Origin of the sequence: Actinomyces israelii (assembly GCF_030253495.1) — a bacterium.
GTDB classification, from domain to species: Bacteria; Actinomycetota; Actinomycetes; order Actinomycetales; family Actinomycetaceae; genus Actinomyces; species Actinomyces israelii.
On sequence record NZ_CP124548.1, the window covers coordinates 1,369,278 to 1,395,291 of the forward strand.

At 72.1% G+C, this 26,014-nt stretch carries 15 protein-coding genes and 3 tRNA genes; 16 read left to right on the forward strand and 2 right to left on the reverse strand.

The window, feature by feature from the left end; all coding sequences use genetic code 11:
• Positions 1-17: 17 nt before the first annotated feature.
• Positions 18-2,726 carry a DEAD/DEAH box helicase gene (locus tag AIF0345_RS05595; RefSeq protein ID WP_285297580.1) on the reverse strand — a complete coding sequence of 903 codons (2,709 nt, stop codon included), beginning with the start codon at positions 2,724-2,726 and terminating at the stop codon, positions 18-20.
• A gap of 439 nt (positions 2,727-3,165) precedes the next feature.
• Between AIF0345_RS05595 and AIF0345_RS05600 the strand changes: the two genes are divergently transcribed.
• From AIF0345_RS05600 to AIF0345_RS05625, 6 genes are all read left to right on the forward strand, one after another.
• Positions 3,166-4,953: an oleate hydratase gene (locus AIF0345_RS05600; RefSeq protein WP_285297581.1), complete on the forward strand. Its 1,788-nt coding sequence runs from the start codon at positions 3,166-3,168 to the stop codon at positions 4,951-4,953.
• Positions 4,954-5,079: 126 nt separating this feature from the next.
• Positions 5,080-6,543 carry an alanine/glycine:cation symporter family protein gene (locus AIF0345_RS05605; RefSeq protein ID WP_285297582.1) on the forward strand — a complete coding sequence of 488 codons (1,464 nt, stop codon included), beginning with the start codon at positions 5,080-5,082 and terminating at the stop codon, positions 6,541-6,543.
• 135 nt (positions 6,544-6,678) lie between these two features.
• Complete coding sequence (locus tag AIF0345_RS05610) at positions 6,679-8,229, forward strand: alanine/glycine:cation symporter family protein (protein WP_285297583.1); 1,551 nt, start codon at positions 6,679-6,681, stop codon at positions 8,227-8,229.
• A 12-nt stretch (positions 8,230-8,241) separates the two neighbouring features.
• Positions 8,242-9,735: an alanine/glycine:cation symporter family protein gene (locus AIF0345_RS05615; protein WP_285297895.1), complete on the forward strand. Its 1,494-nt coding sequence runs from the start codon at positions 8,242-8,244 to the stop codon at positions 9,733-9,735.
• 84 nt (positions 9,736-9,819) lie between these two features.
• Positions 9,820-11,376 (forward strand): alanine/glycine:cation symporter family protein, encoded by a 1,557-nt coding sequence (locus AIF0345_RS05620; protein WP_268916644.1) that lies wholly within the window; start codon positions 9,820-9,822, stop codon positions 11,374-11,376.
• Positions 11,377-11,447: 71 nt separating this feature from the next.
• Positions 11,448-12,269: a fumarylacetoacetate hydrolase family protein gene (locus AIF0345_RS05625; protein ID WP_285297584.1), complete on the forward strand. Its 822-nt coding sequence runs from the start codon at positions 11,448-11,450 to the stop codon at positions 12,267-12,269.
• A 20-nt stretch (positions 12,270-12,289) separates the two neighbouring features.
• Here AIF0345_RS05625 and AIF0345_RS05630 read toward each other — a convergent pair whose 3' ends face one another.
• A complete protein-coding gene (locus AIF0345_RS05630) occupies positions 12,290-13,528 on the reverse strand; it encodes a MalY/PatB family protein (protein WP_285297585.1) in 1,239 nt (412 codons plus the stop codon).
• A gap of 520 nt (positions 13,529-14,048) precedes the next feature.
• Between AIF0345_RS05630 and AIF0345_RS05635 the strand changes: the two genes are divergently transcribed.
• The 10 genes from AIF0345_RS05635 to AIF0345_RS05680 all read left to right on the forward strand — a co-directional run bounded on the left by AIF0345_RS05635 (position 14,049) and on the right by AIF0345_RS05680 (position 25,980).
• Positions 14,049-14,771, forward strand: a complete 723-nt coding sequence (locus AIF0345_RS05635; protein WP_404976003.1) for a polysaccharide deacetylase family protein — start codon at positions 14,049-14,051, stop codon at positions 14,769-14,771.
• 66 nt (positions 14,772-14,837) lie between these two features.
• Positions 14,838-15,947: a C45 family autoproteolytic acyltransferase/hydolase gene (locus AIF0345_RS05640; protein WP_285297586.1), complete on the forward strand. Its 1,110-nt coding sequence runs from the start codon at positions 14,838-14,840 to the stop codon at positions 15,945-15,947.
• 191 nt (positions 15,948-16,138) lie between these two features.
• Entirely contained in the window at positions 16,139-17,977 is a 1,839-nt protein-coding gene (locus AIF0345_RS05645; RefSeq protein ID WP_285297587.1) for a LuxR C-terminal-related transcriptional regulator, read from the forward strand.
• A 130-nt stretch (positions 17,978-18,107) separates the two neighbouring features.
• Positions 18,108-19,706, forward strand: coding sequence for a glutamate--tRNA ligase (gltX, locus tag AIF0345_RS05650; RefSeq protein ID WP_268916650.1), 1,599 nt, complete (start codon positions 18,108-18,110; stop codon positions 19,704-19,706).
• A gap of 186 nt (positions 19,707-19,892) precedes the next feature.
• Positions 19,893-19,964, forward strand: a tRNA-Gln gene (locus AIF0345_RS05655).
• Positions 19,965-20,047: 83 nt separating this feature from the next.
• Positions 20,048-20,120 (forward strand) — tRNA-Glu (locus tag AIF0345_RS05660).
• A gap of 36 nt (positions 20,121-20,156) precedes the next feature.
• Positions 20,157-20,229 (forward strand) — tRNA-Glu (locus AIF0345_RS05665).
• Between the two features lie 180 nt (positions 20,230-20,409).
• Positions 20,410-22,044, forward strand: a complete 1,635-nt coding sequence (locus AIF0345_RS05670) for a ribonuclease J (protein WP_084682687.1) — start codon at positions 20,410-20,412, stop codon at positions 22,042-22,044.
• Positions 22,045-22,074: 30 nt separating this feature from the next.
• Entirely contained in the window at positions 22,075-23,034 is a 960-nt protein-coding gene (locus tag AIF0345_RS05675; RefSeq protein WP_043564713.1) for a PfkB family carbohydrate kinase, read from the forward strand.
• Positions 23,035-23,094: 60 nt separating this feature from the next.
• Positions 23,095-25,980: an FtsK/SpoIIIE family DNA translocase gene (locus tag AIF0345_RS05680; protein WP_285297588.1), complete on the forward strand. Its 2,886-nt coding sequence runs from the start codon at positions 23,095-23,097 to the stop codon at positions 25,978-25,980.
• Positions 25,981-26,014 lie beyond the last annotated feature (34 nt).

A 26,014-nucleotide genomic window follows, 5' to 3' on the forward strand; every position in this document is an offset into this window, starting at 1 on the left:
GCGCCGCGGACCCGCGCTCAGTCCTGCGGACCGACCGACAGCAGGTGCACCACGGCCCGCTCCTCCCGGTCGCACTCGGCCAGGTCCACCAGGGCCACAAGACGCCAGTCGTGGTCGCCGTCGGGGTCCTCGATGATCTGGGTGACGAGCCAGACCGGCCTCCCCGAGGCCGCCAGCGCCTCGCGCAGCCGCGCCGAGACACCGGCGGCCGCCAGCGCGGCGTCGTCCGGGGCCTCCTCCAGCGGCGCCAGGGAGGACGCCCGGGCGGCGGTGTCGGTGCCGATCCAGTCGTACTCGTCCCAGTACCGGGCGAGTACGCCGTCCCAGCGCCCCTCGCCCCAGCCGGAAGGGGCGTCGAGCCGCCCCAGGCCCTCAACGTCGTCGCGCGCCATGAGCTCGACCCGCCGGAACATCTCCCGGCGCACCGCCACCCGGAAGGCGTGGAGGTTGCGGGTCAGGGCCACCCTGCCGTCGGCGCCGGCCCCGAAGGCGCGCTCGACGCCGAGGGAGTCGTCGGCCCCGGGGCGGTCGTCCTCCAGCAGCCCCGCGACCTCCGCGGCCCGGCCGGACTGCGCCGCTCCCAGGGCCTCCCACTCGTCCAGCAGCGAGGAGTCCACCGCGCGCACCAGGGCACCGAGCCAGTCGATGAGCTCATCGACCTCGGGCGTGCGGTGCTCATCGGGCACCACCTGCCGCAGGGCCCGGTAGGCGTCGGTGAGGTAGCGCAGGACGACCCCCTCGCTGCGGCCCAGCTCGTAGCGGGAGATGAGGTCGGAGAAGGTCATGGCGTTCTCCACCATGTCGCGGACCACCGACTTCGGGCGAAGCTCGTGCTCGGCGATCCAGGGGTTCGCCTGCTTGTACATCTCCAGGGCCGGGGCCAGCAGGTCCGCCAGCGGCCGGGGCCAGGTGATCTCCTCCAGGGCCGCCATGCGCTCCTCGTAGTCGAGTCCCTCGGCCTTCATGGCGGCGACGGCCTCCCCGCGGGCGGCCCGCTGCTGGGCGTACAGCAGGGGGCGCGGGTCGTCGAGCGTGGCCTCCACCACGGAGACGACGTCGAGAGTGTGCTCGGGGGAGTCCGCGTTCAGCAGGTCCATGGCCGCCAGGGCGAAGGGGGCCAGCGGCTGGTTGAGGGCGAAGTCGCCGGGCAGGTCGACCGCCAGTCGCAGGCGGGGGCGCCCGTCGGCGGCCGCCCGGGCGGACGAGACGTGCTCGACGACGCCGGCCGTGCGCAGCGACTGGTAGATCCTGATGGCGCGCCGCACGTGCCTGCGCCGCTCGGCCTCGCCCTCGTGGACGCGGGCGAGCAGCACGGCCATGGCGGCCACCGGGTCGCCGTCGCGCTCCATGAGGCCGAGGACCATGGTGGTGGTGACCTGGAACTGGCTGGTCAGGGTCTCCGGGGCGGCGTCGCGCAGGCGCTCAAAGGTCTTGTCGGTCCAGCTGATGTGCCCCTCTGGGGCCTTCTTGCGCACGATCCTGCGGCGCTTGCGCTCGTCGTCGCCCGCCTTGGCCAGGGCCCGCGCGTTCTCGATGACGTGCTCGGGGGCCTGGACCTCCACATAGCCGCGCGTGTCGAAGCCGGCCCTCCCGGCCCGGCCGGCGATCTGGTGGAACTCGCGGGCGGTCAGGTGGCGCTCCCTGGCCCCGTCGAACTTGACCAGGGAGGTCAGCACCACCGAGCGGATCGGCACGTTGATGCCCACCCCGAGGGTGTCGGTGCCGCAGATGACCGACAGCAGGCCGAGCCTCGCCAGCCTCTCGACCAGCCGCCGGTAGCGCGGCAGCATGCCGGCGTGGTGGACGCCGATGCCGCGCCGCAGCAGCCGCGACAGGGTCGCCCCGAAGCCGCCGCCGAAGCGGAAGCTGCCGAGCGCCGCGGCCAGCTCGGCCTTGCGCGCCTTGGCGCCCAGGTCCACGCTCAGCAGCGAGGTGGCCCGCTCGATCGCCTCCCTCTGGGAGAAGTGGACGACGTAGGCCGGTGCCTTGCCCTGCTGCACCAGGCGCTGGAGGAGCTCGCCGATGGGCTCGACGACGTAGTCCATCTCCAGGGGGACGGGCCGCACGGCGTCGTCGACGACGGCGACCTCGCGGCCCGTGCGCTCCCGCATGTCGGCGGCGAGGAAGGACACGTCCCCCAGCGTCGCGGACATGAGCACCATCTGTGCCTGGGGCAGCTCCAGGAGCGGCACCTGCCAGGCCCAGCCGCGCTGCGGGTCGGCGTAGTAGTGGAACTCGTCCATGACGACGCTGTCCACGTCCAGGGCCCCGCCCTCGCGCAGCGACTGGTTGGCCAGGATCTCCGCGGTGCAGCAGATAATGGGGGCGGCGGCGTTGATGGAGGTGTCGCCGGTGACCATGCCGACGTTGTCCGCCCCGAACAGGCGCACCAGCTCGAAGAACTTCTCGCTCACCAGGGCCTTGAGCGGCGCGGTGTAGTAGGAGCGGCCGCCGCGGGCCAGGCTCGCCGTGTGGGCCGCGAGCGCGATCATGGACTTGCCCGAGCCGGTGGGGGTGGCGGCGATGACGTGGCGCTCCTGGAGGATCTCGGACAGGGCCTCATCCTGGTGGGGGTAGAGGGGGCGGCCGGTGGACTCGGCCCACTCGGAGAAGGCGAGGTAGACCTCGTCGGGCTCGGGCACCCGGTCCGGGTCGTCGACGGGGATCAGGGAGTCCAGGAGCGCGTTGAGCGCGGGCGTCGGGCGGGGCGCTGCGGCGGAGGACATGCCCGCATGGTCTCACGGTCGGGGCGTTGCGACCGGCCGACGGGCGCGCGATCGCCCGGCGGCCGGCCGACACCCGGACCGGGAGAGGACCGGGGTGTGACATGCTTGCTGGCGCTCGAGCCACCTCTTGCCGCATAGGGGCTCGACAGCGGCGACCGGCCCGTCCGGCTCGTCATCGACTACGGGGTGCTGGGCCAGGCACCCGTTCCCTTATCCTCCCCTCCTCTCCCCTCTCCCTCTTCGCTCCCCTTCGCTCCCCTTCGTCGAGATCGGTGCGGAACTCGACCGATCTCGGCGCGCCCGGCGCCTCCCGGACCCGACGGCTGCGCGGTCCTAGAGTGGCGGTGCCCGCACCGGCCCGACTCTCGCCGCGCCGGCGTTCACGGACACAGTCACATCCGGCACATCCGGCACATCCGGCTGCTCCCAGGAGGAGACCATGACCAGAACCGAGCGCGCCTACCAGCGGACCTGCCCCGTCTCGCCCGACGGCAACCCCTTCGTCCACAACAACCTCGGCCTGTACACCCACAACCACCCGACCCCGCCGGCGGATGTCGCCGAGCGCAGGGCCTACCTTGTGGGCTCGGGCATCGGCGCCCTGCTCGCCGCCGCCTTCCTCGTCCGCGACGGGCGCATGCCCGGGGAGAACATCACTGTCCTGGAACAGCTCACCGTCCCCGGCGGCTCCTTCGACGGCGCCGGCGACACCGAGCGGGGCTTCATCGCCCGCGGCGGACGCGAGATGGGCCAGCACTTCGAGTGCTTCTGGGACATTATGCGCGAGATCCCCGCCCTGGAGATGCCCGCCCCCTACACCGTCCTCGACGAGTTCCGCACCGTCAACGAGAACGACCCCAATATCGACCCCTGCCGCGTCATCCACCACCGCGGGCACCGCCGGGACACCTACAAGATGGGGATCAACAAGAAGGGGCAGCGCGCCGTCGTCAAGCTCCTCATGGCCAAGGAGGAGGAGACCTACAGCAGGACCATCGAGGACTGGTTCGACACCGACTTCCTGGCCTCGAACTTCTACACGCTGTTCAAGACGATGTTCGCCTTCCAGCAGTACGAGTCGCTGACCGAGATGAAGCGGTACATGCACCGCTTCCTCCAGTACTTCCCCGGCTTCTCCGACCTGTCCTGCCTGCGCTTCTCCCGCTACAACCAGTTCGAGTCCTTCATCGTGCCGCTGACCGGCTGGCTGAAGGACCGGGGCGTGGTCTTCCAGTACGACACGTGTGTGGACGACCTGGAGATGACCATCACCTCCGGCCGCAAGACCGTCACCGCCATCCGCCTCCACCGCGGCGACGGCCAGGAGGAGCGGGTCGAGGTCGGCGAGAGGGACCTGGTCCTGGCCACCATCGGCTCGTGCACCGAGTCCACCGGCTACGGCGACATGGACACCGTCCCGCCCTTCCACACCGACCGGCCCGGCGGGGCATGGACCCTGTGGCGCAATCTCGCCAGGAAGTCCGCGGTCTTCGGCCGCCCGGACGTGTTCTGCTCCGACCCGCGCAAGACCGTGTGGGAGTCCGCCTCCTTCAGCTTCATGGGCGCCGACCACCCCTTCCTGCGCAAGATCCGCGACCTCACCGGCAACGACCCCCTGTCCGGGCGCACGGTGACCGGAGGGATCATCACCGCCGAGGACTCCGGCTGGTGCCTGTCGCTGACCATGAACCGCCAGCCCCAGTTCCGCGCCCAGCCGGCCGACTGGGGCGTGGCCTGGGCCTACGGCCTGCACCCGCACGCCCTGGGCGACTGCGTGCGCAAGCCCATGATCGAGTGCACGGGCGAGGAGGTCCTCAAGGAGCTCTGCTACCACTTCGGCCTCATCGACCAGTTCGGCCGGATCAAGGAGCGCACCAAGGTGCGCCTGGCCACCATGCCCTACATCACGTCCTTCTTCATGCCGCGCCGCGCCGGCGACCGCCCCGAGGTCATCCCGGACGGCTGCGTCAACCTCGGGCTGCTCGGACAGTTCGTCGAGACTCCCGACGACTGCGTCTTCACCACGGAGGGCTCGGCGCGCACGGCCATGATGGCCGTCTACGGGCTGCTCGACCTGGACCGCGACGTCCCGCCGATCTGGCCCGCCCAGTACGACATCCGCGCCCTGCTGGCAGCCGCCAAGACCATGAACGACGGCAGGCTGCCCGGGGAGAAGATGCTCAACCGCTTCCTGCGCGGCACCTACTACGAGGACATCCTGCCCTGAGGAGGGGCGGGCCGGGGCGCGATCGACAGCAGGGGCGTTCCACGAAGGGACCCTCCGCGGGGCGACGGGCGTCAAGTATGAGACGATGCCGCGCGTTCCCATCGTCGTCAGCGCAAAGGTCCCCTTATGGACGCCCTCGCCGCCTCCCTCCAGGCCATTGCCGACTGGATCACAGTCCACATCACCATGTGGGTCCTCATCGCCACCGGCCTGTTCCTCACCGTCGCCACCCGCGGCGTCCAGCTGCGCCACCTGGGCGGCATGGTCCGGCAGGTCGGCGGCTCGCGGGGCGGGGCCCGGGGCGGCATCTCCTCCTTCCAGGCCTTCGCCATCTCGCTGGCCGCCCGCGTGGGCGTCGGCAACGTCTTCGGCGTCGCCGCCGCCCTGCTCATGGGCGGCCCCGGCGCCATCTTCTGGATGTGGGTGGTCGCCCTGGTGGGCATGGCCACCGCCTTCTTCGAGGCGACCCTCGCCCAGATCTTCAAGGTCCGCGCCGACGACGGCTCCTTCCGCGGCGGCCCCGCCTTCTACATGGCCCGGGGCATGAGGAGCAGGGCCCTGGCCGGCGTCTTCGCCGCCATCACCCTGGTCACCTGCGGCTTCGTCATCACCTCGGTGCAGTCCAACGCCGTGGCCGGGACCCTGGTGGCGGCCCTCGGCGGCGGGCAGGAGTCCGCCCTGCCCGGGTTCGGGGGCCTGACCGCCGCCCAGCTGGTGGTCGCCGGCCTCGTCTTCGTGCTCACCGCTGTCGTCGTCTTCGGCGGCATCCGCGCCGTGGCCCGCGTCACCGAGTGGATGGCCCCGATTATGGCCCTGGTCTACATCGTCCTGGTCCTCATCATCTGCCTGGCGAACCTGGGCGACTTCATCCGCGTCATCGGCCAGATCCTCTCCTCGGCCTTCGCCGTCGAGCCAATGGTGGGAGGCCTGGGCGGCGGCGTCCTCGCCGCCGTCATCAACGGCACCAAGCGCGGCCTGTTCTCCAACGAGGCCGGTCAGGGCACCGCCCCCAACGCCGCGGCCACCGCCACCGTCGCCCACCCCGTCCAGCAGGGATTCATCCAGTCCCTGGGCGTGTTCGTCGACACGGTCATCGTGTGCACCGCCACCGCCTTCGTCATCCTCATCGCCGGGCCCGAGACCTGGGGCGCCGAGGGCGCCGACCCCTCCACGCTGACCACCCTGGCCATCTCCCACGAGCTGGGCGGCTGGACGGTCCTGCCCATGGCGATCCTCATCTTCGTCCTGGCCTACTCCTCGATCATCGCCGCCTACGTCTACACCGACGTGAACATGGACTACCTCACCGGTGGCAGGCGCTGGGCGAGCTGGACCGTGCGCGTGGTCTCGGTCGTCTCCGCCACCGCCGGCGCGGTCCTGTCCCTCGACGTCGTGTGGAACGCCGTCGACATCGCCATGGCCGTGATGACCCTGACCAACCTCGTCGCCCTGCTGCGGCTGTTCCGGTGGGGCGCGGGCGCGCTGCGGGACTACGAGGCCCAGCGCGCCCGCGGCGTCGCCGAACCGGTCTTCCGCGGCCGCGACAACCCGCACCTGCCCGCCGACGTGCCCGGCGACGTCTGGGACTGACACTCCCCGCCCGCCCCGTCACACCCCGCACCCTCCGCACAGCGGTGCGACCCCACCAAGGAGAAACCTCATGAACCCAGTAGTGACAAGACTCCCGCAGACCAGCCAGCCGGCCGCCGCGACAGGAGCAGAACGATGAGCGCCGCCTCCGTCGCCGAGCTCGCCGCCCTCGCCCCCGCGCCCCGGGCCCTGTCCGCGGCCGACCTCGAGGCCGTCCTGGGCGCCGTCGACGACGGCTTCTACACCTATGTGCTCTCAGCCCTGCTGATCGCCGTCGGCCTGTACTTCACCGCGCGCACCCGCGGCATCCAGGTGCGCCACTTCGGCACCATGATGCGCAGCATCACCGTCTCCCGCTCCGGCGCGCACGGCGGCATCTCCTCCTTCCAGGCCTTCGCCGTCGGACTGGCCGCGCGCGTCGGCATCGGCAATGTCGCGGGAGTGGCCCTGGCCGTCGTCGCCGGCGGGCCGGGCGCCCTGTTCTGGATGTGGGTGGTCGCCGTCATCGGCATGGCCACCGCCTTCACGGAGTCCACCCTCGCCCAGATCTTCAAGCAGCGCGGCAGGGACTTCACCTTCCAGGGCGGGCCCGCCTACTACATCACGAACGGCCTGGGGTCCAGGGCCTGGGGGGCGGTCTTCGCCGGCCTGTGCATCGTCAGCGTCGGGGTGACCGTCGTCATGGTGCAGACCAACTCCCTGGCGGGCGTCGTCAGCGCCACCGTGCCCGAGGTCGCCCCCTGGATGGTCGGCGTCGCCCTCGTGCTCCTGACCGCTCCGATCGTGCTGGGCGGACTGAAGTCCGTCGCCCGCGTCACCGAGGTCGTGGCGCCGCTCATGGCCCTGGCCTACGTGCTGGTCGCCCTGCTGGTCCTGCTGATCAACATTGACGAGCTCCCGCGCGTCCTGTCCGAGATCGTCCGGGGGGCCTTCGGCGTGGACCAGGCCTTGTTCGGCACCGCCGGGGGGATTATGGCCGCCGTCCTCAACGGGGTGCGGCGCGGCCTGTTCTCCAACGAGGCCGGCCTGGGCACCGTCCCCAACGCCGCCGGGACCGCCACCGTGGCCCATCCCGTGCGCCAGGGCCTCATTCAGTCCTTCGGGGTCTTCGTGGACACGATCCTGGTGTGCACCGCCACCGGCCTCATCATCCTGCTGGCCGCCGACACCTACCGGCCCGGCGACGACAGCCTCGTCGGCGCCGTCCTGACCCAGCAGGCCGTCGTGGAGCACCTCGGGGCCTGGACCACCTGGCCCATGGTGGTGCTCATCTTCGTCCTCGTCTTCTCCACCGTCCTGGGCTGCTACTCCTACTCCCAGGTCAACGTGAACTTCCTGGGGGGCGAGCGCCGCGCCGAGCAGCTCTTCGGCGTCGTGCTCACCGCCGCCGCCTTCGCCGGCACCGTCCTGACCCTGCCGATCGTGTGGGCGCTGACCGACATCGCCCTGGGGCTGCTCGGCGTGCTCAACCTCGTCGTCATCGTGCGCCTGACCCCCTGGGCCCTCGGCGCCCTGCGCGACTTCGAGGCCCAGGTCGCCGCCGGCCGGGAGCCGGTCTTCATCGGCCACTCCAACCCGCACCTGCCCGGCGACGTCCTGGACGGCGTGTGGGAGGCGCCGCGGCCCGGGGACGACGGCGGCCGCCGCTCGGGCGCCCCGCGGCCGCAGCCCGAGGGAGGGGAGTGAGCCGTGGGGGCGATGGACGCGGTCGACTCGGTCCTGGCCACCCTGTCGAACTGGCTGTTCGGCACCGCCCTGGTGTGGGTGCTGCTCGGAGCCGGCATATGGTTCACGTACGGCACGCGCGCAGTCCAGCTGCGGCACATGGGCTCCATCGCGCGGGCCGTCGCGGGCTCGCGCAGCGGCGCCGGGGGCGGCATCTCCTCCTTCCAGGCCTTCGCCGTGGGGCTGGCCTGCCGGGTGGGGACCGGCAACATCGTCGGCGTCGCCCTCGCCCTGGTCCTGGGCGGTCCCGGCGCCGTGTTCTGGATGTGGCTCGTGGCCCTGCTGGGCACGGCCACGGCCTTCACCGAGGCGACCCTGGGCCAGCTGTTCAAGGTGGACCGCGGCGACGGCACCTACCGCGGCGGACCGGCCTACTACATCGCCCGCGGACTGCACCTGCCGGCGCTCGGGGCCGTCTTCGCGGTCCTGTTCATGATCGCCAACGGCCTGGCCATGCCGATGGTCCAGGCCAACGCGATCACGGCGGCCCTGGGCGACTCGGCGGGTCTGAGCCCGTGGTGGGGGGCCGCGATCGTCGTCGTGCTGGTCGCACCGGTGCTGCTCGGCGGGCTGCGGTCCATCGCCCGCGTCACCGAGTGGATGGCGCCGGCCATGGCCGTCGTCTACCTGCTCCTGGTCGCCGTGATCATAGTCCTGCACCCCGTGCAGGCCGCCTCCGCCGTGGGCGACATCGTCGCGGGCGCCCTGAGCCTGCGCGCCGGTCTGGCCGGTACCGCCGGGGGCGTGGCGATGGCCGTCCTCAACGGGGTGCGACGCGGCCTGTTCTCCAACGAGGCGGGACTGGGCGGCGCGGCCTGCGCCGCCGGGTCCGCCACCGTCGCCCACCCGGCGCAGCAGGGCTTCATCCAGGCCTTCGGCGTGCTGGTCGACACCATCGTCGTGTGCACCGCCACCGCCCTGGCCATCCTCGTCGCCGGGCGCATCGACGGCGCGGCGTACACCCCCGGCGTGACCGGGGCCGACGGCGCCGACGTGTCGGGCACCCTGACGCAGAACGCGATCGCCTCCGTCCTGGGGCGGTGGACCGCCTGGCCCATGACCATCCTCATCGTGGTGCTGGCCTACTCCACGATCCTGGGCGCCTTCTCCTACGCCGAGGTCTGCCTGGACTACCTCACCCGGGCCACGGCGGCCACCCGGGCGCTGCGCGCGGCCGCCGTGGCGTGCGCCTTCGTCGGCGGAGGAGCGGCGCTGACCACCGTGTGGACCCTGGCCGACGTCCTGCTGGGGGCGGGGGCGCTGATCAACCTGGTCGCCCTGGTCCTGCTGAGCAGGTGGGCGCGCGGCGCCCTGCGCGACTGGGAGGCGCAGCGCGCCGAGGTGGCCGCAGGCGTGCGGGACACCGGCTCCGTCCGCTTCCTCGCCACGGGCAACCCCCACCTTCCCGGGCCGCTGCCCGGGGGCGTCTGGGACGCCGGGGCGGGCGGCGCGACGATATCTTCCTGAAACGCGGGCGGCCTACGTTGAGGGCATGTTGGCCGCCCATGACCCCGCGGGCGGTGTGTGTCCCCGTCAAGACCGGAGATCCATATGCTTCCCGCAGTGCTTCCACCGACCGCAGGCCTCTTCGACGGCCCAGCCGAGCTGCTCGACCAGGTCTCGGGCCACCTGTACGGCGACTTCCTCGCCTGGCTGCTCATCGCGGCCGGAATCTGGTTCACGATCCGCACGCGCGGCGTCCAGGTGCGCCTGTTCGGACAGATGCTGCGCGCGATCGCGGGCTCCCGCGGCGGTGACGGGGGCATCTCCTCCTTCCAGGCCTTCACCATCGGCCTGGCGTCGCGGGTGGGCACCGGCAACATCGTGGGCGTCGCCCTGGCCATCACCATGGGAGGCCCCGGGGCCGTGTTCTGGATGTGGGTCGTGGCGATCGTGGGCATGGCCACCGGATTCATCGAGGCGACCCTGGCCCAGATGTACAAGATCCGCCACCCCGAGGGCACCTTCCGCGGCGGCCCCGCCTACTACATCAGCCGCGGCCTGGGATCGAAGTGGTGGGCGGGCGTCTTCGCCGTCGTCATCACCTTCGTCTTCGGCTTCGCCTACGAGGCCACCCAGGCCAATGCCATCTCCGGGGTCATGAAGGGCACCTTCGGCGTGCCGCCCTGGTGCACCGCGGTCATCCTGATCCTCATGACGGCCCCCATCGTCTTCGGGGGCATCACGGTCGTGGCGAGGATCGCCGAGTGGATGGCCCCGATCATGGCCGGCGTCTACGCCCTTCTGGCGGTCACTGTGCTCCTGCTCAACGCGCACGCCATCCCCGCCGCGCTGGCGAGCATTGTCGAGGGCGCCTTCGGGCTCAACCAGGCCTTCGCGGGCCTCGCGGGCGGGTTCACCGCCGCGGCGCTCAACGGCATCAAGCGGGGCCTGTTCTCCAACGAGGCGGGCGAGGGCTCGGTCCCCAACGCCGCGGCCACCGCCACCGTCGCCCACCCGGTCCAGCAGGGCCTCGTGCAGTCCCTGGGCGTGTTCGTCGACACCATCGTCGTGTGCACCGCGACCGCCCTCATCGTGCTGCTCTCCGGGGTCTACACGCCCGAGGGCACGCTCGAGATGGGCGAGGGCCCCGCCAAGGACGCCGCATCGACCCTGACGTCCTCCTCGATCGGCGCGGTCCTGGGCGGCTGGACCGAGTACCTCATGGCCGTCATCATCTTCGTCTTCGCCTACTCCTCCCTGCTGGGCAACTACACCTACGCCCAGGTCAACATGGACTTTCTGCGGGGCACGGGGCACAGGCACTACGCCCTGCGCGCCATGATCGTGGTGGCCACTGGGATCGGGGCGATGGCGTCGCTGACCTTCGTGTGGAACCTGTCCGACGTCGTCATGGGCCTCATGGCGATCATCAACATCGTGGCGATCATCGTGCTGGGCAGGTGGGCCTTCGGGGCCCTGGCCGACTGGGAGGACCAGAAACGGCGCCTGGACGCCGGGGAGATCAGCGAGATCCGGTTCGTCGCCGAGAACAACCCGCACCTGCCGGGCGCCCTGCCCGGCGACGTGTGGAGCAGGGCCGGCGCCGGGCGGATCGAGCCGGCGGCCGACGGCGGGCAGCGGGACCCGCAGTACGTCCAGCAGTAGCGTGCAGAGGCGCCCGCCCCGCGCCGTCTCGGCCGTCCGGCGCCGCGGCGCCGATCCTCTACGCTTCCCCCATGAAGATCGCGCGCTTCTCCACCGGCGACGAGTTCCGCTACGGGATCGTCGAGGGCCTGCCGGACGATGACCCCGCTCCCTCGGGGGGCAGCCGGGGGCACCTCATCGTCCTGAGGGGCGACCCCCTCTACACCCCGCCCGAGGCCACGGGCGAGGTCGTGCCCCTCGACGAGGCCCGGCTCGTCTCACCGGTCATCCCGCGCTCCAAGGTGGTGGGCATCGGCAAGAACTACGCCGCCCACGCCGAGGAGACGGGGGGCCGGCCACCGGCCGAGCCGATCGTCTTCCTCAAGCCCAACACGGCCGTCGTCGGCCCCGACTCGCCGATCCTCCTGCCGCCCTGGTCCGAGGAGGTCCACTACGAGGCCGAGCTGGCCGTCGTCATCAAGTCGGTGGCCAAGGACCTCGCCCCCGCCGAGGCGCCCCGCGTGATCCTGGGGTACACGGCCGCCAACGACGTCTCCGCCCGGGACCGCCAGCGCGAGGACGCCACCTGGACCCGGGCCAAGGCCTTCGACACCTCCTGCCCCCTGGGGCCGTGGATCGAGGTCCTTGAGCCCGGTGACGGCGGCTTCGACCCGGACGACACGATGGTGCGCGCCCGCGTCGACGGCGCCGTCGTCCAGGAGGGCTCGACGCGCGACATGATCCGCTCAGCGCCCGAGCTCGTCGCCTACGTGTCGGGGATCTTCACCCTCCTGCCGGGCGACGTCGTCCTGACCGGCACGCCCGCGGGCGTCGGCGAGATCCGGGCCGGGCAGCGCGTCGAGGTCGAGGTCGAGGGCATCGGCTCCTTCTCCAACCCCGTCATGCGCCGCTGAGGCCGGCGGGTCCGGCGGCCTCAGGCCCGGAGCGCGCCGACCGCCCCGGCCAGGCGCCGGGCGATCTGGACGGCGATGCCCCGGCCCGTGGCCAGGTTGAGGCGGCAGAAGCGCTCGTACCCCCGCCCGAAGGCGGCGCCCGGACTCATGGCGACGCCCGGCTCCCGGCGGAAGAACCGCGCCGGCGCCTCCCCCTCCAGATCCAGGCCCGAGCAGTCCAGCCAGCCCAGGTAGGTGCCCGTGGGCGCGGTCAGCTCCACCCCCTCGACGCCCGACAGCGCCTCGGCCACCAGCTCGGCATTGCCCCGGACGTAGTCGCGGACCGCCCGGTTCCAGGCCATGCCCCCGGGCGTCAGGGCGGCGACGGCCGCCCGCGCCCCCAGGGCCGCCGCCTCGTCGGCCAGGTGCGCGCTGAGGGCGGATGCCTCCCACGCCGCCCTGGCGCCGCCGGAGGCGATGAGTTGGGCGCACATGAGGCCCGGGATGTTCCAGCCCTTGGACACGGCGGTCGCCGTGAAGGTCAGGTCAGCCTCGGCCGCCGGCCGCGAGGCGTAGGGCGTGTGGGTCGCCGCGGGATCCAGGACGAGCGGGGAGTGGATCTCGTCGGCGAAGACCGGCACCCGGTAGCGGGACGACAGCGCCGCCACGGCGTCGAGCTCGGCCGGGGGCAGGACCCGCCCCACCGGGTTCCACGGGTTGCACAGCACCAGCAGGCCCGCGCCGCCGGCCATGGCCGCCTCGATGCGGCCCAGGTCGAGCTCCCAGACGGGGCGCCCCGCGGCGTCGCGCCCGCGGTGCGCCGGGACCTGGACGCACTCGCGGCCGTGGCGGCCCGGGATCGACAGGAACGGCATGTAGGCCGGAGTCGGGACGATCACCGCGGACCCCGGCCGGGTATGGTGCTCGACGACGGCTCCCAGCGCCGAGAGGACGTTGGGCAGCAGGCTCACGTCCTCCACCGGCACCCGCCAGCCGAAGGCCTGCTCGTGGAAGGCGGCGACGGCCTCGCGGGCCGCCTCGCCCACGCCCGTCGGCATGTAGCCCAGGGTGCCGTCCTCGACGGCGCGGCGCAGAACCTCCGCCACGGCGGGCGCGGTGCCCAGGTCCATCTCGGCCACCCACGCCCCGATGACGTCGCCGTCGTACTGCGTCCACTTCAGCGAGCCGCGGCTGCGCATGACCTCGGGCGTCAGGGCGTCGAAGGCGCGGACGAGGTCGTCCTGCGGGGCGGCGGAGGCGGTCGGGGCGGCGTCGGTCATGGGCGCCAGCCTATCCGGGCCGTGGAGCGTCGCCCGCCCGGAGGGAGCGGGGCCGCGGGCCCGGCCCCGCGGGTCGCGGTCCCGTTCGCCGAGATCGGTCCGAGGAGTCCGACGGGGCGCCCGCCGAGCGCCTGCTGGGCGGGACGATCACTTCTCCCGCCCCGGAGCCAGTCGGTCAGCCGGCGAGACGATCGGCTCCGGTCCGGCAGGCACGGCCGCCGGGTACTGCGGGCCGGAGCGCGCCGGAACGTCCACGTCGTCAATCGCGGTTGACGTCAGTTTGCTCCACGCTCCGTTGGAATCACTCATCTAGGGTATTCACCCGATGTCATGCGGGTGTGAGCCGCGTAACGTCATGGGTGTCCGCCACGTGACGACAAAGGAGTGATTCCCATGGCCGGCACCATCTGCTTGACCTTCCACTTCGACGCGGTGAGCCTCTACCCGGGCATGTTCGGGGTGACCTCGCCCTCGACGGCCTCCCGGGGGCGAGTTCGGTGCACGCGTCGGCGTCCCGCGAATCCTCAAGGTTCTGCGCCGCGAGCGAGTCCGGGCGACCTTCTTCACCCCGGGTCTGACGGTCGACACCTTCCCCGAGGTCTGCAAGGAGATCCGCGGGGACGGGCACGAGTTCGCCCACCACGGGTACCGTCACGTCAGCCCCGTGCCGATGACCGAGGCGGAGGAGCGCGAGGAGCTTCTGCGCGGCATCGACGCGATGGAGCGCCACCTCGACGGCTACCGGCCCTACGGCTACTGCTCGCCCGCCTCGGACCTGTCCCCGAACTCGATCCGCCTGCTCAGGGAGGAGGGCTTCGTCTACGACGCGACCATGTGCGCCGACGACTTCACGCCCTACTGGTGCCGTGAGAACGACGAGCTGGGGGCCGACGGCTCCATCACGTTCGGCACCAGGGTCCCCCTTGTCGGCCTCCCCTTCTCCTGGACGCTCGACGACTTCCCGCAGATGGAGTTCGTCCTGGGCAGAGGACTGACCATCGAGGGCCTCAACGACCCCAGGAAGTGCGAGTCCATGTGGCTGGCCGACATGGACTTCATGGCCGAGGAGGTCGAGGACGGCGTCTACGTCATGTGCTTCCACCCGCAGGTCATCGGCCGCGGGGCGCGCATCCGCGTGGTCGAGCGCATGATTCGCCGCGCCCGCGAGCACGGCTTCGCGTTCACGACCTGCCTCGAGGCCGCGCAGAACTGGAAGGCCGGGAACCCGTTCCAGGCCGCCTGACCGACACGACCAGCTGTGCGGGGAGGCGGATCCGGTCCGCCTCCCCGCCATCCCCGAGGAGGAACCATGGCGCTACCGCCCATTATCACCGTGGACGAGGCCGACCCCTACCGGCGGGGCCGGGCCATCGGATACAGGGCCCGGGAGTGGATCGACCGTTCCCTCCGGCTCTACGGGCGCATCTTCGAGCACTACGCCGGCCTGGAGTGGCCGCGCGTCGTCAGGCACGCAGAGGCGTTCCGGCCCGTCATCGGCGGCTTCGACCCCGACATTCTCGCCGAGATCGACGGCATCGCCGACGGCGCAGGCACCGGCCGAGACGACATCCTCGCCCTCAACGTCCGCTCCGAGATCATGTTCGGGCTCAGGGCCGCACCCGCGGCCGAGTGCACGTCCTTCTTCGCCGGGCCGCAGGCCGCCCGTGGGGGCAGGGTCCTGCTCGGGCAGAACTGGGACTGGAAGCCCGACTGCCTGAGCACCACCGTCCTCCTGGACGTCAGGCAGGGGCCGGACGCGCCCGCCTACATCACGATCGTCGAGGCGGGGCTCCTGGCGAAGACGGGACTCAGCTCCGCCGGCATCGGCCTGACCACGAACACCCTGATCTCCCCCTACGACAGGGGGGAGGCCGGGGTCCCCTACCACGTCCTGCTCCGCAGCATCCTGAGCTGTGCCGCCCTCGAGGAGGTCGAGGACCTTCTCGCCCGGGCGCGGCGCTCCGCGTCGGCGAACTACATGGTGGCCGACGCCGCCGGGCGCGGCCTGTCGATCGAGACCTGGCCGGGGTCGCCGGGCGGGGTCTCGCGCATCGATCCCGTCCGCGGCGTCATCGGGCACTCCAACTGCTTCGTCTGCGAGGTCCCCTTCGAGGACCTCGGGGCCGTCGAGATCCCCGACGGCCCCGAGCGCGTGCGAGTCCTGTCCGGGATGCTCCAGGAGGCCTCCGGCTCGTTGGACGTCGCCTCTCTGCACCGCATCTCCCAGACCCATGGGCCCCTGCACCCCAACGGCATCTGCCGGCATCCGGACGAGAGCCAGGAGCCCATGGCCCGCCTGATGACGGTCGCTTCTGTGATCTACGACCTCAAGGACCTCACGGCGCACGTCTGCCTCGGCAACCCCTGCACCAACGATCTCGAGGTCTACCACCCGACCTTCGCCGGGGAGGCGCCGTGAGCGCGCCTCGCGTCATCCCGCTCGCCGTCCGCGCGCCCTGCGGGCGCCGTCGCCCAGCCGGTCGATATGCTCGCTCCCGAGACGCTGCGGCCAGCGGGAGCCGACGTCGGCCCCGTGACGGCGCGACGCTCGGGCGGATCGGCGGCGGCCCACGCGAACGGCTGCTTGAGGATCGACGAGGATGAAGGACGATGGGCGTCGGCGCATCGGCTCCCTCCGGGGCGAGGGGAGGAGCGGGCCACCCGGAGCGGCGCGGCGAGGCCCTGGTCCGCGAGGACTCGTGCACGGTGCTCTGCGACCCTCATCGTCTTGTCCGTCCCGTTGTCGTGGACATCGCCCGCGCTGCGCTGAGGCTCGATCTCGGCCCGGTGAGCTTCATGTGCCGATGCGGGCCGTCGGGGGCGCTCGCGGTCCGAGTCGGCGAGGCCGACTGCGCTGAGGGGGTCAGGGAGCTGACGGTCCGCGACGCCCCGATCCCCTGGGGACTGACCCCGAGGCAGCTCGAGGTCCTCACGCTGCTGTCCTTCGGCCTGACGAACCAGGAGATCGGTGCCGGGCTCGGCATCCGCCTCAAGACGGTGGGCGCCCATGTCGAGGACCTCTTCACCCGGCTGGGCGTGACGAACCGGACTCTGGCCACCGTCGTGGCGGTCGAGCACGGCCTGCGGCTCATCGACGTCGTTCCGGGGGACGACGAGTTCCCCGGCCTCGACATCTGCCGGCTCAGGAGCCAGTGGGACCGGCAGCGGCGCGGGGCCGGGCCCGCCGGCAGGAGGGGGCGGGCCGTGTCCGGTCGGGGCGTCCCGCCCCCGACCCGTGAACGCCCCTGGGAGAGGACGCCTCTGCGCATCGGCTCGATCATTCCCCAGCAGCTGCCGGGGGAGGCCCTCGACATGCTCCAGGGCGCCGAGCTGGCCATCCGCAGCCGCAACGCCCGCGGAGGAGTGCACGGCACCCCGATCGAGCACCTGGTCGTCAGCTGCGACGTCTTCGACAGCGCCAGCATGACCGAGGCGCTCGCGAGGCTGCGGGGGATGGGGGTTGACGCCGTGCTGCTGGGCTACAACCTCGACTACCCCAATACCGAGAGGTTCCTCAGGGCCGCGGGGGAGGCCGAGGTGCCCGTGATCCACGCGTCGACCTCCCGGCTGGCCATTGACAACGTCGCGGACAACCCGGGGCTGCTCGGGAACATCTTCCACATATGCGCGGGCGACGAGCTCTACGGGCCGGGGATCCTGAGCCTTCTCGACCACGTGGAGGCCGCTCACGGCGTCGGCCTGCGGGGACGGCGGCTCGCTCTCATCGAGCCGCCCCCGGGGATGGACGTCTTGGGGCCGTACGCTGCCGACCGCCTGTGCGACAGGGGCATCGGCCTCCTCGCCGTCGGGCGGGGGCAGTCCCTCTGCGACGCCGCGGAGCGCTCCCACATCGTCGCGGAGCTTGACCGGCTCGATCCGGACATTGTGGTCTGCGCCTCCTTCCTCGACGAGCAGCTCCTGGTGGATGTGCTGACGTCGTTCACCGGTGAGGCGCGACGGCCTCTCGTGTTCTCCCTCTTCACGCCCTCGCTCGCCGGATTCGTCGAGGACAACGCCGCCCTGGTCGAGGGACTGGTCTGGTCGACTCAGACGGGGACCTACCACGATGCGCTCGGGCAGCGGTTCCGCAGGGAGATGATGTCCTCCTACGGGCGGTGGCCCGGCCACTCCCAGGCCGGGGTCCACTTCGACGCGGTGAGCATGCTCGTGCGCTCATGGCTCGACGCCGGGCACCCGCGCGACTACGCCGACGTGACCCGGCGGATGAGGGAGCACCCCTACCGCGGGGTCAACGGTAGCTACTGGCTGGCCGGAGCCGGTCAGGCCCCGCTGAGCTATCCCTACGAGAGCCTGGACGGGTCCCTGGCGCAGGCGCAGCTCATCTACCAGGTCCGCGGGGGCCGGAACGCGGTGATCCTCCCCGATGCGTACGCCGAGACAGGCGTCAGCATCAAGGGGACTCGACTGGCGGGCCCCTCCGGGGCGTGAGCCCCCGCCGGGCTCCGTGAACCGATCTCGGCGCGGAAGTGAACCGATCTCGGTGAAAGGGGCGGCGCCGCCCACCACGGCGGGGCGGGTCGCCGGAGCGGAGGGATCCTGCCGTTAGGCTTGCGCCACTATGAGTGAGAACACCCCCTCCGCCGCAGCCACGGCGGCCGCCCCGCCCGCCCCCGGGTCCAGCCCGGTGCGCGTCCGCTTCTGCCCCTCGCCCACGGGCGCCCCGCACGTGGGCATGGTCCGCACCTGCCTGTTCAACTGGGCCTGGGCCCGCCACACCGGGGGCGCCTTCGTCTTCCGCATCGAGGACACCGACGCGGCCCGCGACTCCGAGGAGTCCTTCGACGCCATTATCGACTCCCTGACCTGGCTCGGCCTGGACTGGGACGAGGGAGTCGGCAGGGGCGGACCCCACGAGCCCTACCGTCAGTCCCAGCGCATGGACCTGTACAGGCAGGTCGCCTCCGAGCTGCTTCAGGCCGGCTACCTGTACGAGTCCTTCTCCACCCCCGAGGAGATCGAGGCCCGTCACCGGGCCAAGGGCGAGCCCCCCCGGCTCGGCTACGACGGGTACGACCGCCACCTCACCGACGAGCAGAGGGACGCCTTCCGCGCCGAGGGCCGCCGCCCCGTGCTGCGCATGCGCATGCCGGAGGAGGACATCGCCTTCACCGACCTGGTGCGCGGCCCCATCACCTTCAGGGCCGGCAGCGTGCCCGACTACGTCGTCGTGCGCGCCGGCGGGGACCCGCTCTACACCCTGGTCAACCCCGTCGACGACGCCGCCATGGGCATCACCCACGTGCTGCGCGGGGAGGACCTGCTGTCCTCCACGCCGCGCCAGATCGCCCTGTACCGCGCCCTGATCGCCATCGGCCGCGCGCGGGCCGTGCCCGAGTTCGGCCACCTGCCCTACGTCATGGGGGAGGGCAACAAGAAGCTCTCCAAGCGCGACCCGCAGTCCAACCTCCTCATCCACCGCTACCGCGGCATGATCCCCGAGGGCCTGCTGAACTATCTGGCGCTGCTGGGCTGGTCCCTGAGCGCCGACCGGGACGTCTTCTCGGCCGCCGAGATGGTCGAGGCCTTCGACGTGACGCACGTCAACCCCAACCCGGCTCGATTCGATCCCCGCAAGTGCGAGGCCATCAACGCCGAGCAGGTGCGCGCGCTGGCAGAGGCCGACTTCCGTGACCGCCTGGTGCCCTACCTCGCCGACGCCCTCCCCGACCCCACCGGCCGGGCGCCCGCCGAGCCCCTGGTCTCGGCCGCCTCCTTCGAGGCGCTCACCGCCCGGGAGCAGGAGATCCTGTCCGCCGCCGCGCCCCTCATCCAGACCCGCATCCAGCTGCTGCGCGAGAGCCGGGACATGCTCGGCTTCCTCTTCGTGGCCGACGACGACCTCGTCATCGACGACAGGGCCGTGCGCAGGCTCAAGGACTCGGCCGCCGACGTCCTGGAGGCGGGCATCGGGGCCCTGGAGGGGCTCGCCGAGGACCAGTGGAGGGCGGCCGGGCTGGAGGAGGTCCTGCGGGCCGCCATCGTCGAGGGCCGGGGAATGCCCGGCGGCGAGGGCATCAAGCCCCGCCTCGCCTTCGGTCCGCTGCGCGTGGCGATCACCGGGCGCCAGGTCTCCCCGCCCCTGTTCGAGTCCATGGAGATCCTGGGGGGCCCCGCCTCGCTGACGCGGCTGCGCGCCCTGCGGGACCAGCTGGGCTGACCCGCCGGTGAGCGGCTCGACCGGGGCCGCCGCACTCGGGGCGGGGCGATCCGGCCGCTCGGCCGCCGAGACCGGCGGGCGCTGGTGTGGGCGCACTCACGCCGTCCGGGTTTGTCGGCGGGAGGGCCTGCGTGTAGATTGTCTCCCGCTGCTCCGGGGCCCCGGCGTCTCGAAGCGCGCCAGCACTGGGGTATGGTGTAATTGGCAACACAGGTGATTCTGGTTCATCCATTCTAGGTTCGAGTCCTGGTACCCCAGCGGAGAGCCGGACGGCTCGGTTCATCTCCCGGTCCGGGCTCGGCCGGCCGAGTGGTCTCTCCCATTACAAGTGCATACACCGCGCCCCGTTCGTCTAGCGGCCCAGGACACCGCCCTCTCACGGCGGCAGCACCGGTTCAAATCCGGTACGGGGTACGAGTCAGGAAGATGCTTCGCATCCTCACTGATCGGGCCCCGTTCGTCTAGCGGCCCAGGACACCGCCCTCTCACGGCGGCAGCACCGGTTCAAATCCGGTACGGGGTACTTATCGCTGCTCTCGCTTCCTGTGCCCGGCCGCTGCTGCGGTCGGGCACTCGTCGTCTGCGCCCGCCTGCCGCCGCACCCGCTCAGGGGCGCACCGGGCCCCGGTTCCACTCATCTAGAATGCGTGGCGTGACGAACTTCCCGACGCTCAAGGCTCCCGGTCCGGTTCCCGACGGCGCGATGCGCATCGTGCCCTTGGGGGGACTGGGAGAGGTCGGCCGCAACATGACCGTCTTCGAGGTCGATGGCGAGCTGCTCATTGTCGACTGCGGCGTTCTGTTCCCCGAGGAGGACCAGCCCGGTGTCGATCTCATCCTGCCCGACTTCAGCTACATCGAGGACCGTCTCGACGACGTCGTCGCCCTGGTCCTGACCCACGGCCACGAGGACCACATCGGGGGCGTGCCCTACCTGCTGCGGCTGCGCGACGACATCCCGCTGGTCGGCTCCGCGCTCACCCTCGCCTTCGTCGAGGCCAAGCTCAAGGAGCACCGCATCCGCCCCGCCCTGCGCGTGGTCGCCGAGCACGAGGCGGTCTCCTACGGCCCCTTCGACCTGGAGTTCGTCGCCGTCAACCACTCCATTCCCGACGCCATGGCGGTCATGATCCGCACCGACGCGGGCAACGCGCTGATCACCGGGGACTTCAAGATCGACTCCCTTCCCATCGACGGGCGCATCACCGACCTGCGGTCCTTCGCGCGCTTCGGCGACGAGGGCGTGGACCTGTTCTGCGTGGACTCCACCAACGCCGAGGTCCCCGGCATGATCGGCCACGAGAACCAGATCGGTCCCGTGCTCGACAGCGTCTTCGCCGAGTCGGACCAGCAGATCATCGTGGCCTCGTTCTCCAGCCACGTCCACCGCGTCCAGCAGGTCCTGGACGCCGCCGCGCTCCACGGGCGCCGCGTGGCCCTCGTGGGCCGCTCGATGGTGCGCAACATGAGCATCGCAGCCGAGCGCGGCTACCTCAAGGTCCCCGACGGCGTGCTCATCGACGCCAAGGACGTGTCCTCCCTGCCCCCCGACGGGCGCGTCCTCATGGCCACAGGGTCCCAGGGCGAGCCCATGGCGGCCCTGTCGCGCATGGCCCACGGCGAGCACCGCAGCATCACCCTGGAGCCCGGCGACACCGTCATCTTCGCCTCCTCCCTCATCCCGGGCAACGAGAACTCCGTCAACCGCGTCATCAACCAGCTCATGCGCCTGGGCGCGCGCGTCGTCCACCAGGGCAACGCCAAGGTCCACGTCTCCGGCCACGCCTCGAGCGAGGAGCTGCTGCACGTCTACAACATTGTGGGGCCCCGCAACGTCATGCCGATCCACGGGGAGGTCCGCCACCTCGTGGCCAACGGCGCCCTGGCCGTCAAGACCGGGATCGCCCCCGAGAGCATTATGCTCGCCGAGGACGGCGTCGTCGTCGACCTGCTCGACGGGCGCGCCCGCATCGCCGGGGCGGTGCCCTGCGGCTACGTCTACGTCGACGGGGCCTCCGTCGGGGAGATCGACGAGACCGAGCTCAAGGACCGCCGCATCCTGGCGGAGGAGGGCTTCGTGTCCGTCTACGCCGTCGTCGAGACCAAGACCGGCACCATCCTCGCCGGTCCGGACATCCAGGCCCGGGGCATGGCCGAGGACGACTCCGTCTTCGAGGACGTCCTGCCCGACGTCACCACCGCGCTCCAGGCGGCCCTCGACAAGGGCAACGCCGACGCCCGCTCCCTCCAGCAGGCCATGCGCCGCGCGCTGGGGCGGTGGATCGGGCGCCGCCTGCGCCGCCGGCCCATGATCGTGCCCGTCGTCATCGAGGCCTGATGAGGGGATGAGGGTATGAGCCCGCCGAGCATGCGCCGCCCGCCGTGCTTCATCTCCACCGGGAGCGTCCTGATGGACCTTCCGCTCCGCGTCGGCCGCGTCCCCGCGCCCGGCGGCGCCGTCACCGCCACGTCCTCCGGCCCCGCCGTCGGCGGGGGGTACACGGTCGTGTCCGCCGTCGCCCGCCAGGGCGTGCCCGCCGCCCTGGCCGCCACGCTGGGCACCGGCCCGAACTCCGCCCAGGTGCGCGAGACCATGATGACCGACGGAGTCGAGCTCGTCGTCGAGGAGCTCGTCGGCGACATCGGCACCTGCACCACCCTCATCGAGCCCTCCGGGCGGCGCACCTTCATCACCACCGAGGGGGTCGAGGCCGAGCCCCAGCGGGAGGACCTGGACCGTCTCGAGCTCATACCGGGCGACTGGGTCTACACCACGGGCTACGACCTGGCCCACTCCACCTCCCGGGACGTGCTCGCCGAGTGGCTCCTCGCCCTGCCCACCGGCGTCAGCCTCATTGCGGATCTGGGGCCCGTCGAGCCCGAGATCCCGGGCCCCATCATTGATCCGCTTCTGCGACGCACCAACCTGCTGACCGGCAACCACCTCGAGATCACGCAGCTGTCCGCTCGTCTCGGCAGCCCGGCGGCCATGCGCCGGGCCGCCCCCGACGCCCTGATCGTGCGGCGCACCGGGGTGCACGGCTGCGTCCTGTGGCCCGCGCGCGGCGACATGATCGAGGTGCCCGGATTCGCCCGGGACGTCCTGGACACCACCGGCGCCGGCGACACCCACACCGGCGTCCTGGTCGCCGGCCTCATGGACGGGCTCGACGTCGTCGCCGCCGCCCGCCGCGCCAACGCCGCCGCGGCCGAGGCCGTCAGCCGCCTGGGCCCGGCGCGCTCGCCGCGGCGCGACGAGATCGATGCGCTGCTGTCCGTCCAGGTCGCCCCGGGACCCGAGTCGCCCCCGGGGGTGACGCACACGTGAGGATCTCACTGGCGTGGTTGGCTGCCGAAACGCCGCCAGTTCGATAATGTCGCAGGCACCATGGCCACTTCCCCCTCATCCTCCGCCCGCTCCGGCGCCCGGGGCCCCCGCGGACGCGCTTCGAAGCAGCCCACGCAGCAGATGGAGCCGTCTCCGTCGGGGAGCCGGTACCGCCGCACCGCATGGGCCTTCGTCATTCTCGCCCTGGCCGTCGTCACCGGCCTGCGCGAGTGGCTGGGCGTGTCCGGCGCCGCCGGGGGCGTCCTGCACCACCTGGCTGCCGGACCCGTCGGCGTCCTGGGCATCGCCGTCCCCCTCCTGCTGGGAGCGCTGGGAGTGGCCATGCTGCGGGTCCGCCGCCTGGGCACGGTGCACGCGCGCATCAGCGTCGGCACCCTCGGCGTGCTCGCGGGGGTGACGGGCATCATCCAGGTCGTCTCCGGCAACCCCTCCCTGGCGCACGGCATGGCTCCGCTGGAGGAGGCCGGTGGGCTGCTCGGCTGGGCCGTCGGGTACCCGCTGGTCGTGCTGTTCTCCTCCGTGGCCGCCGTCATCCTGTTCGTCCTGCTCATCGCCTTCTCCGCCCTGGTGATCTCCGGGCGCACCATCGCGGACCTGCGCGAGCAGCTCGCCGAGCGCCGCGGGTCCGCCTGCGGGGAGGACGGCGGCGAGCCCGGCGACAACCTGGCTACGCGCGTCCTGGGGGCGATGCGCCGCACCGCGGGCGGCCGCAGGGCCCAGGACGAGGCCCAGACCCGCACCCTGGGGTCCTACGACGGCGACGAGCCCTTCCGCACCGCGCTGGAGACCGAGAAGCGGCGCCGGGGCAGCGGACGCCGCAAGCGCACGCAGCCCCCCTCCGCGGAGGCGGCCGACACGGGGGCCCAGCCCGCCCTCGACGACGACACCCGCGACCGGACGGCGACCTCCGTGCTGTCGACCCCGGCCGCGGGCGTGCCCCTGGACGACGAGCCCGACTCGCCCCCCGCCGTGCGCCCGGGGCGCTCCGCCGCGGCGCGCTCCCGGGGGCCGCGTCCGGTCCCGCCGGCCGAGCCCAACGCCGTCACCGAGGAGACCCCGTCGCTTGAGACCGACCCGGCCGACGAGCCCTCCATGACGGACATGACGGACATGTCGGGGATGTCGGGGATGTCGGGGATGCCGGGGATGGTGCCGATGGCGCTGCCCGACGGCACGACCTACACCCTGCCCAGCGAGAGCCTGCTGGAGCCCGGGGCCGGCCACGCCACCCGCACCGAGGCCAATGACGCGATCGTCGAGAAGCTCCAGGACGTCTTCACCGAGTTCAATGTCGACGCCACCGTCACCGGCTACACCCGCGGCCCCCAGGTCACCCGTTACGAGGTCCACCTGGGCCGTGGCGTCAACGTCTCCCGGGTGACGGGCCAGGAGAAGAACATCGCCTACGCGGTGGGCAGCGACGAGATCCGGCTGCTGACCCCCATCCCCGGCAAGAGCGCCATCGGCGTGGAGATCCCCAACTCCGACCGGGAGATGGTCAAGCTCGGCGACGTCCTGCGCTCGGGCGCCGCCAAGAAGCAGACGCACCCCCTGGTGGTGGGCCTGGGCAAGGACGTCGAGGGCGACTACGTGGTGACCAACCTCGCCAAGACGCCCCACATGCTCGTGGCCGGTCAGACCGGATCGGGTAAGTCCTCGTTCGTGAACTCCATGATCACCTCGATCATGATGCGGGCCACCCCCGAGGAGGTCCGCATGGTGCTGGTGGACCCCAAGCGCGTGGAGCTGACGATCTACGAGGGCATCCCGCACCTGATCACGCCCATTATCACCAGCCCCAAGAAGGCGGCCGAGGCCCTGGAGTGGGTGGTCCGCGAGATGGACGCACGCTACGACGACCTCGCCTCCTTCGGCTTCAAGCACATCGACGACTTCAACCGGGCGGTGCGCGCGGGGCAGGTCGAGCCCCTGCCCGGCTCGCAGCGCGTCATCTCGCCCTACCCCTACCTGCTGGTGGTGGTCGACGAGCTCGCCGACCTCATGATGACCGCGCCCAAGGACGTCGAGGCCTCCATCCAGCGCATCACCCAGCTGGCCCGCGCCGCCGGAATCCACCTGGTGCTGGCCACCCAGCGGCCCGTGGCCCAGGTCGTCACGGGCCTGATCAAGTCCAATGTGCCCTCGCGCCTGGCCTTCGCCACCGCCTCCCAGCTGGACTCCCGCGTCATCCTGGACCAGAACGGCGCCGAGACCCTGACCGGCCAGGGCGACGCCCTCTACCTGGGCCCAGGCACCTCGGCCCCTGTGCGCGTCCAGGGCTCGTGGGTCGATGAGTCCGAGATCCGCGCCGTCGTCGAGCACGTCAAGCGCCAGCTCACCCCGGAGTACCGCGACGACGTCACCGTCCCGGAGGTCAAGAAGCAGATCGACGAGGAGATCGGCGACGACATGGACCTGCTGCTGCAGGCCGCCGAGCTCATCATCTCCAGCCAGTTCGGCTCGACATCCATGCTCCAGCGCAAGCTGCGGGTCGGCTTCGCCAAGGCGGGCAGGCTCATGGACCTCCTCGAGTCCCGCGAGGTCGTGGGCCCCTCCGAGGGCTCCAAGGCCCGCGACGTCCTGGTGGCCCCCGAGCAGCTCGAGGAGACGCTGGCCTGGATCAAGGGCGAGGGCGGCGCCCCCGGCGGCGAGCCCGAGCAGCCCCAGCAGGCGGGGCAGGCGCAGCAGGCCGGTGCCCCCCAGCCGGCCCGGTCGGCGGGCTCGGCCGACGCGGCCGGCGCGGGCGACCGCCGGCCGACAGCCGCTCCGCCCGCCTCCCGGACCCCCGACTCCGGGACCGATGCGGATCGACGGGCCCCGCAGCCGTGGGGCGGCGACACCGCCTCCGACGGGGCAGGAGACGCGGGGGACGCGACGGACTCGGAGGACGCCTGGAGCCTGACCGGGCGCGGCCCCTCCTGGTGAGGCGGCCAGCGCCGGGCGGGGGCCGCCCAAGGCC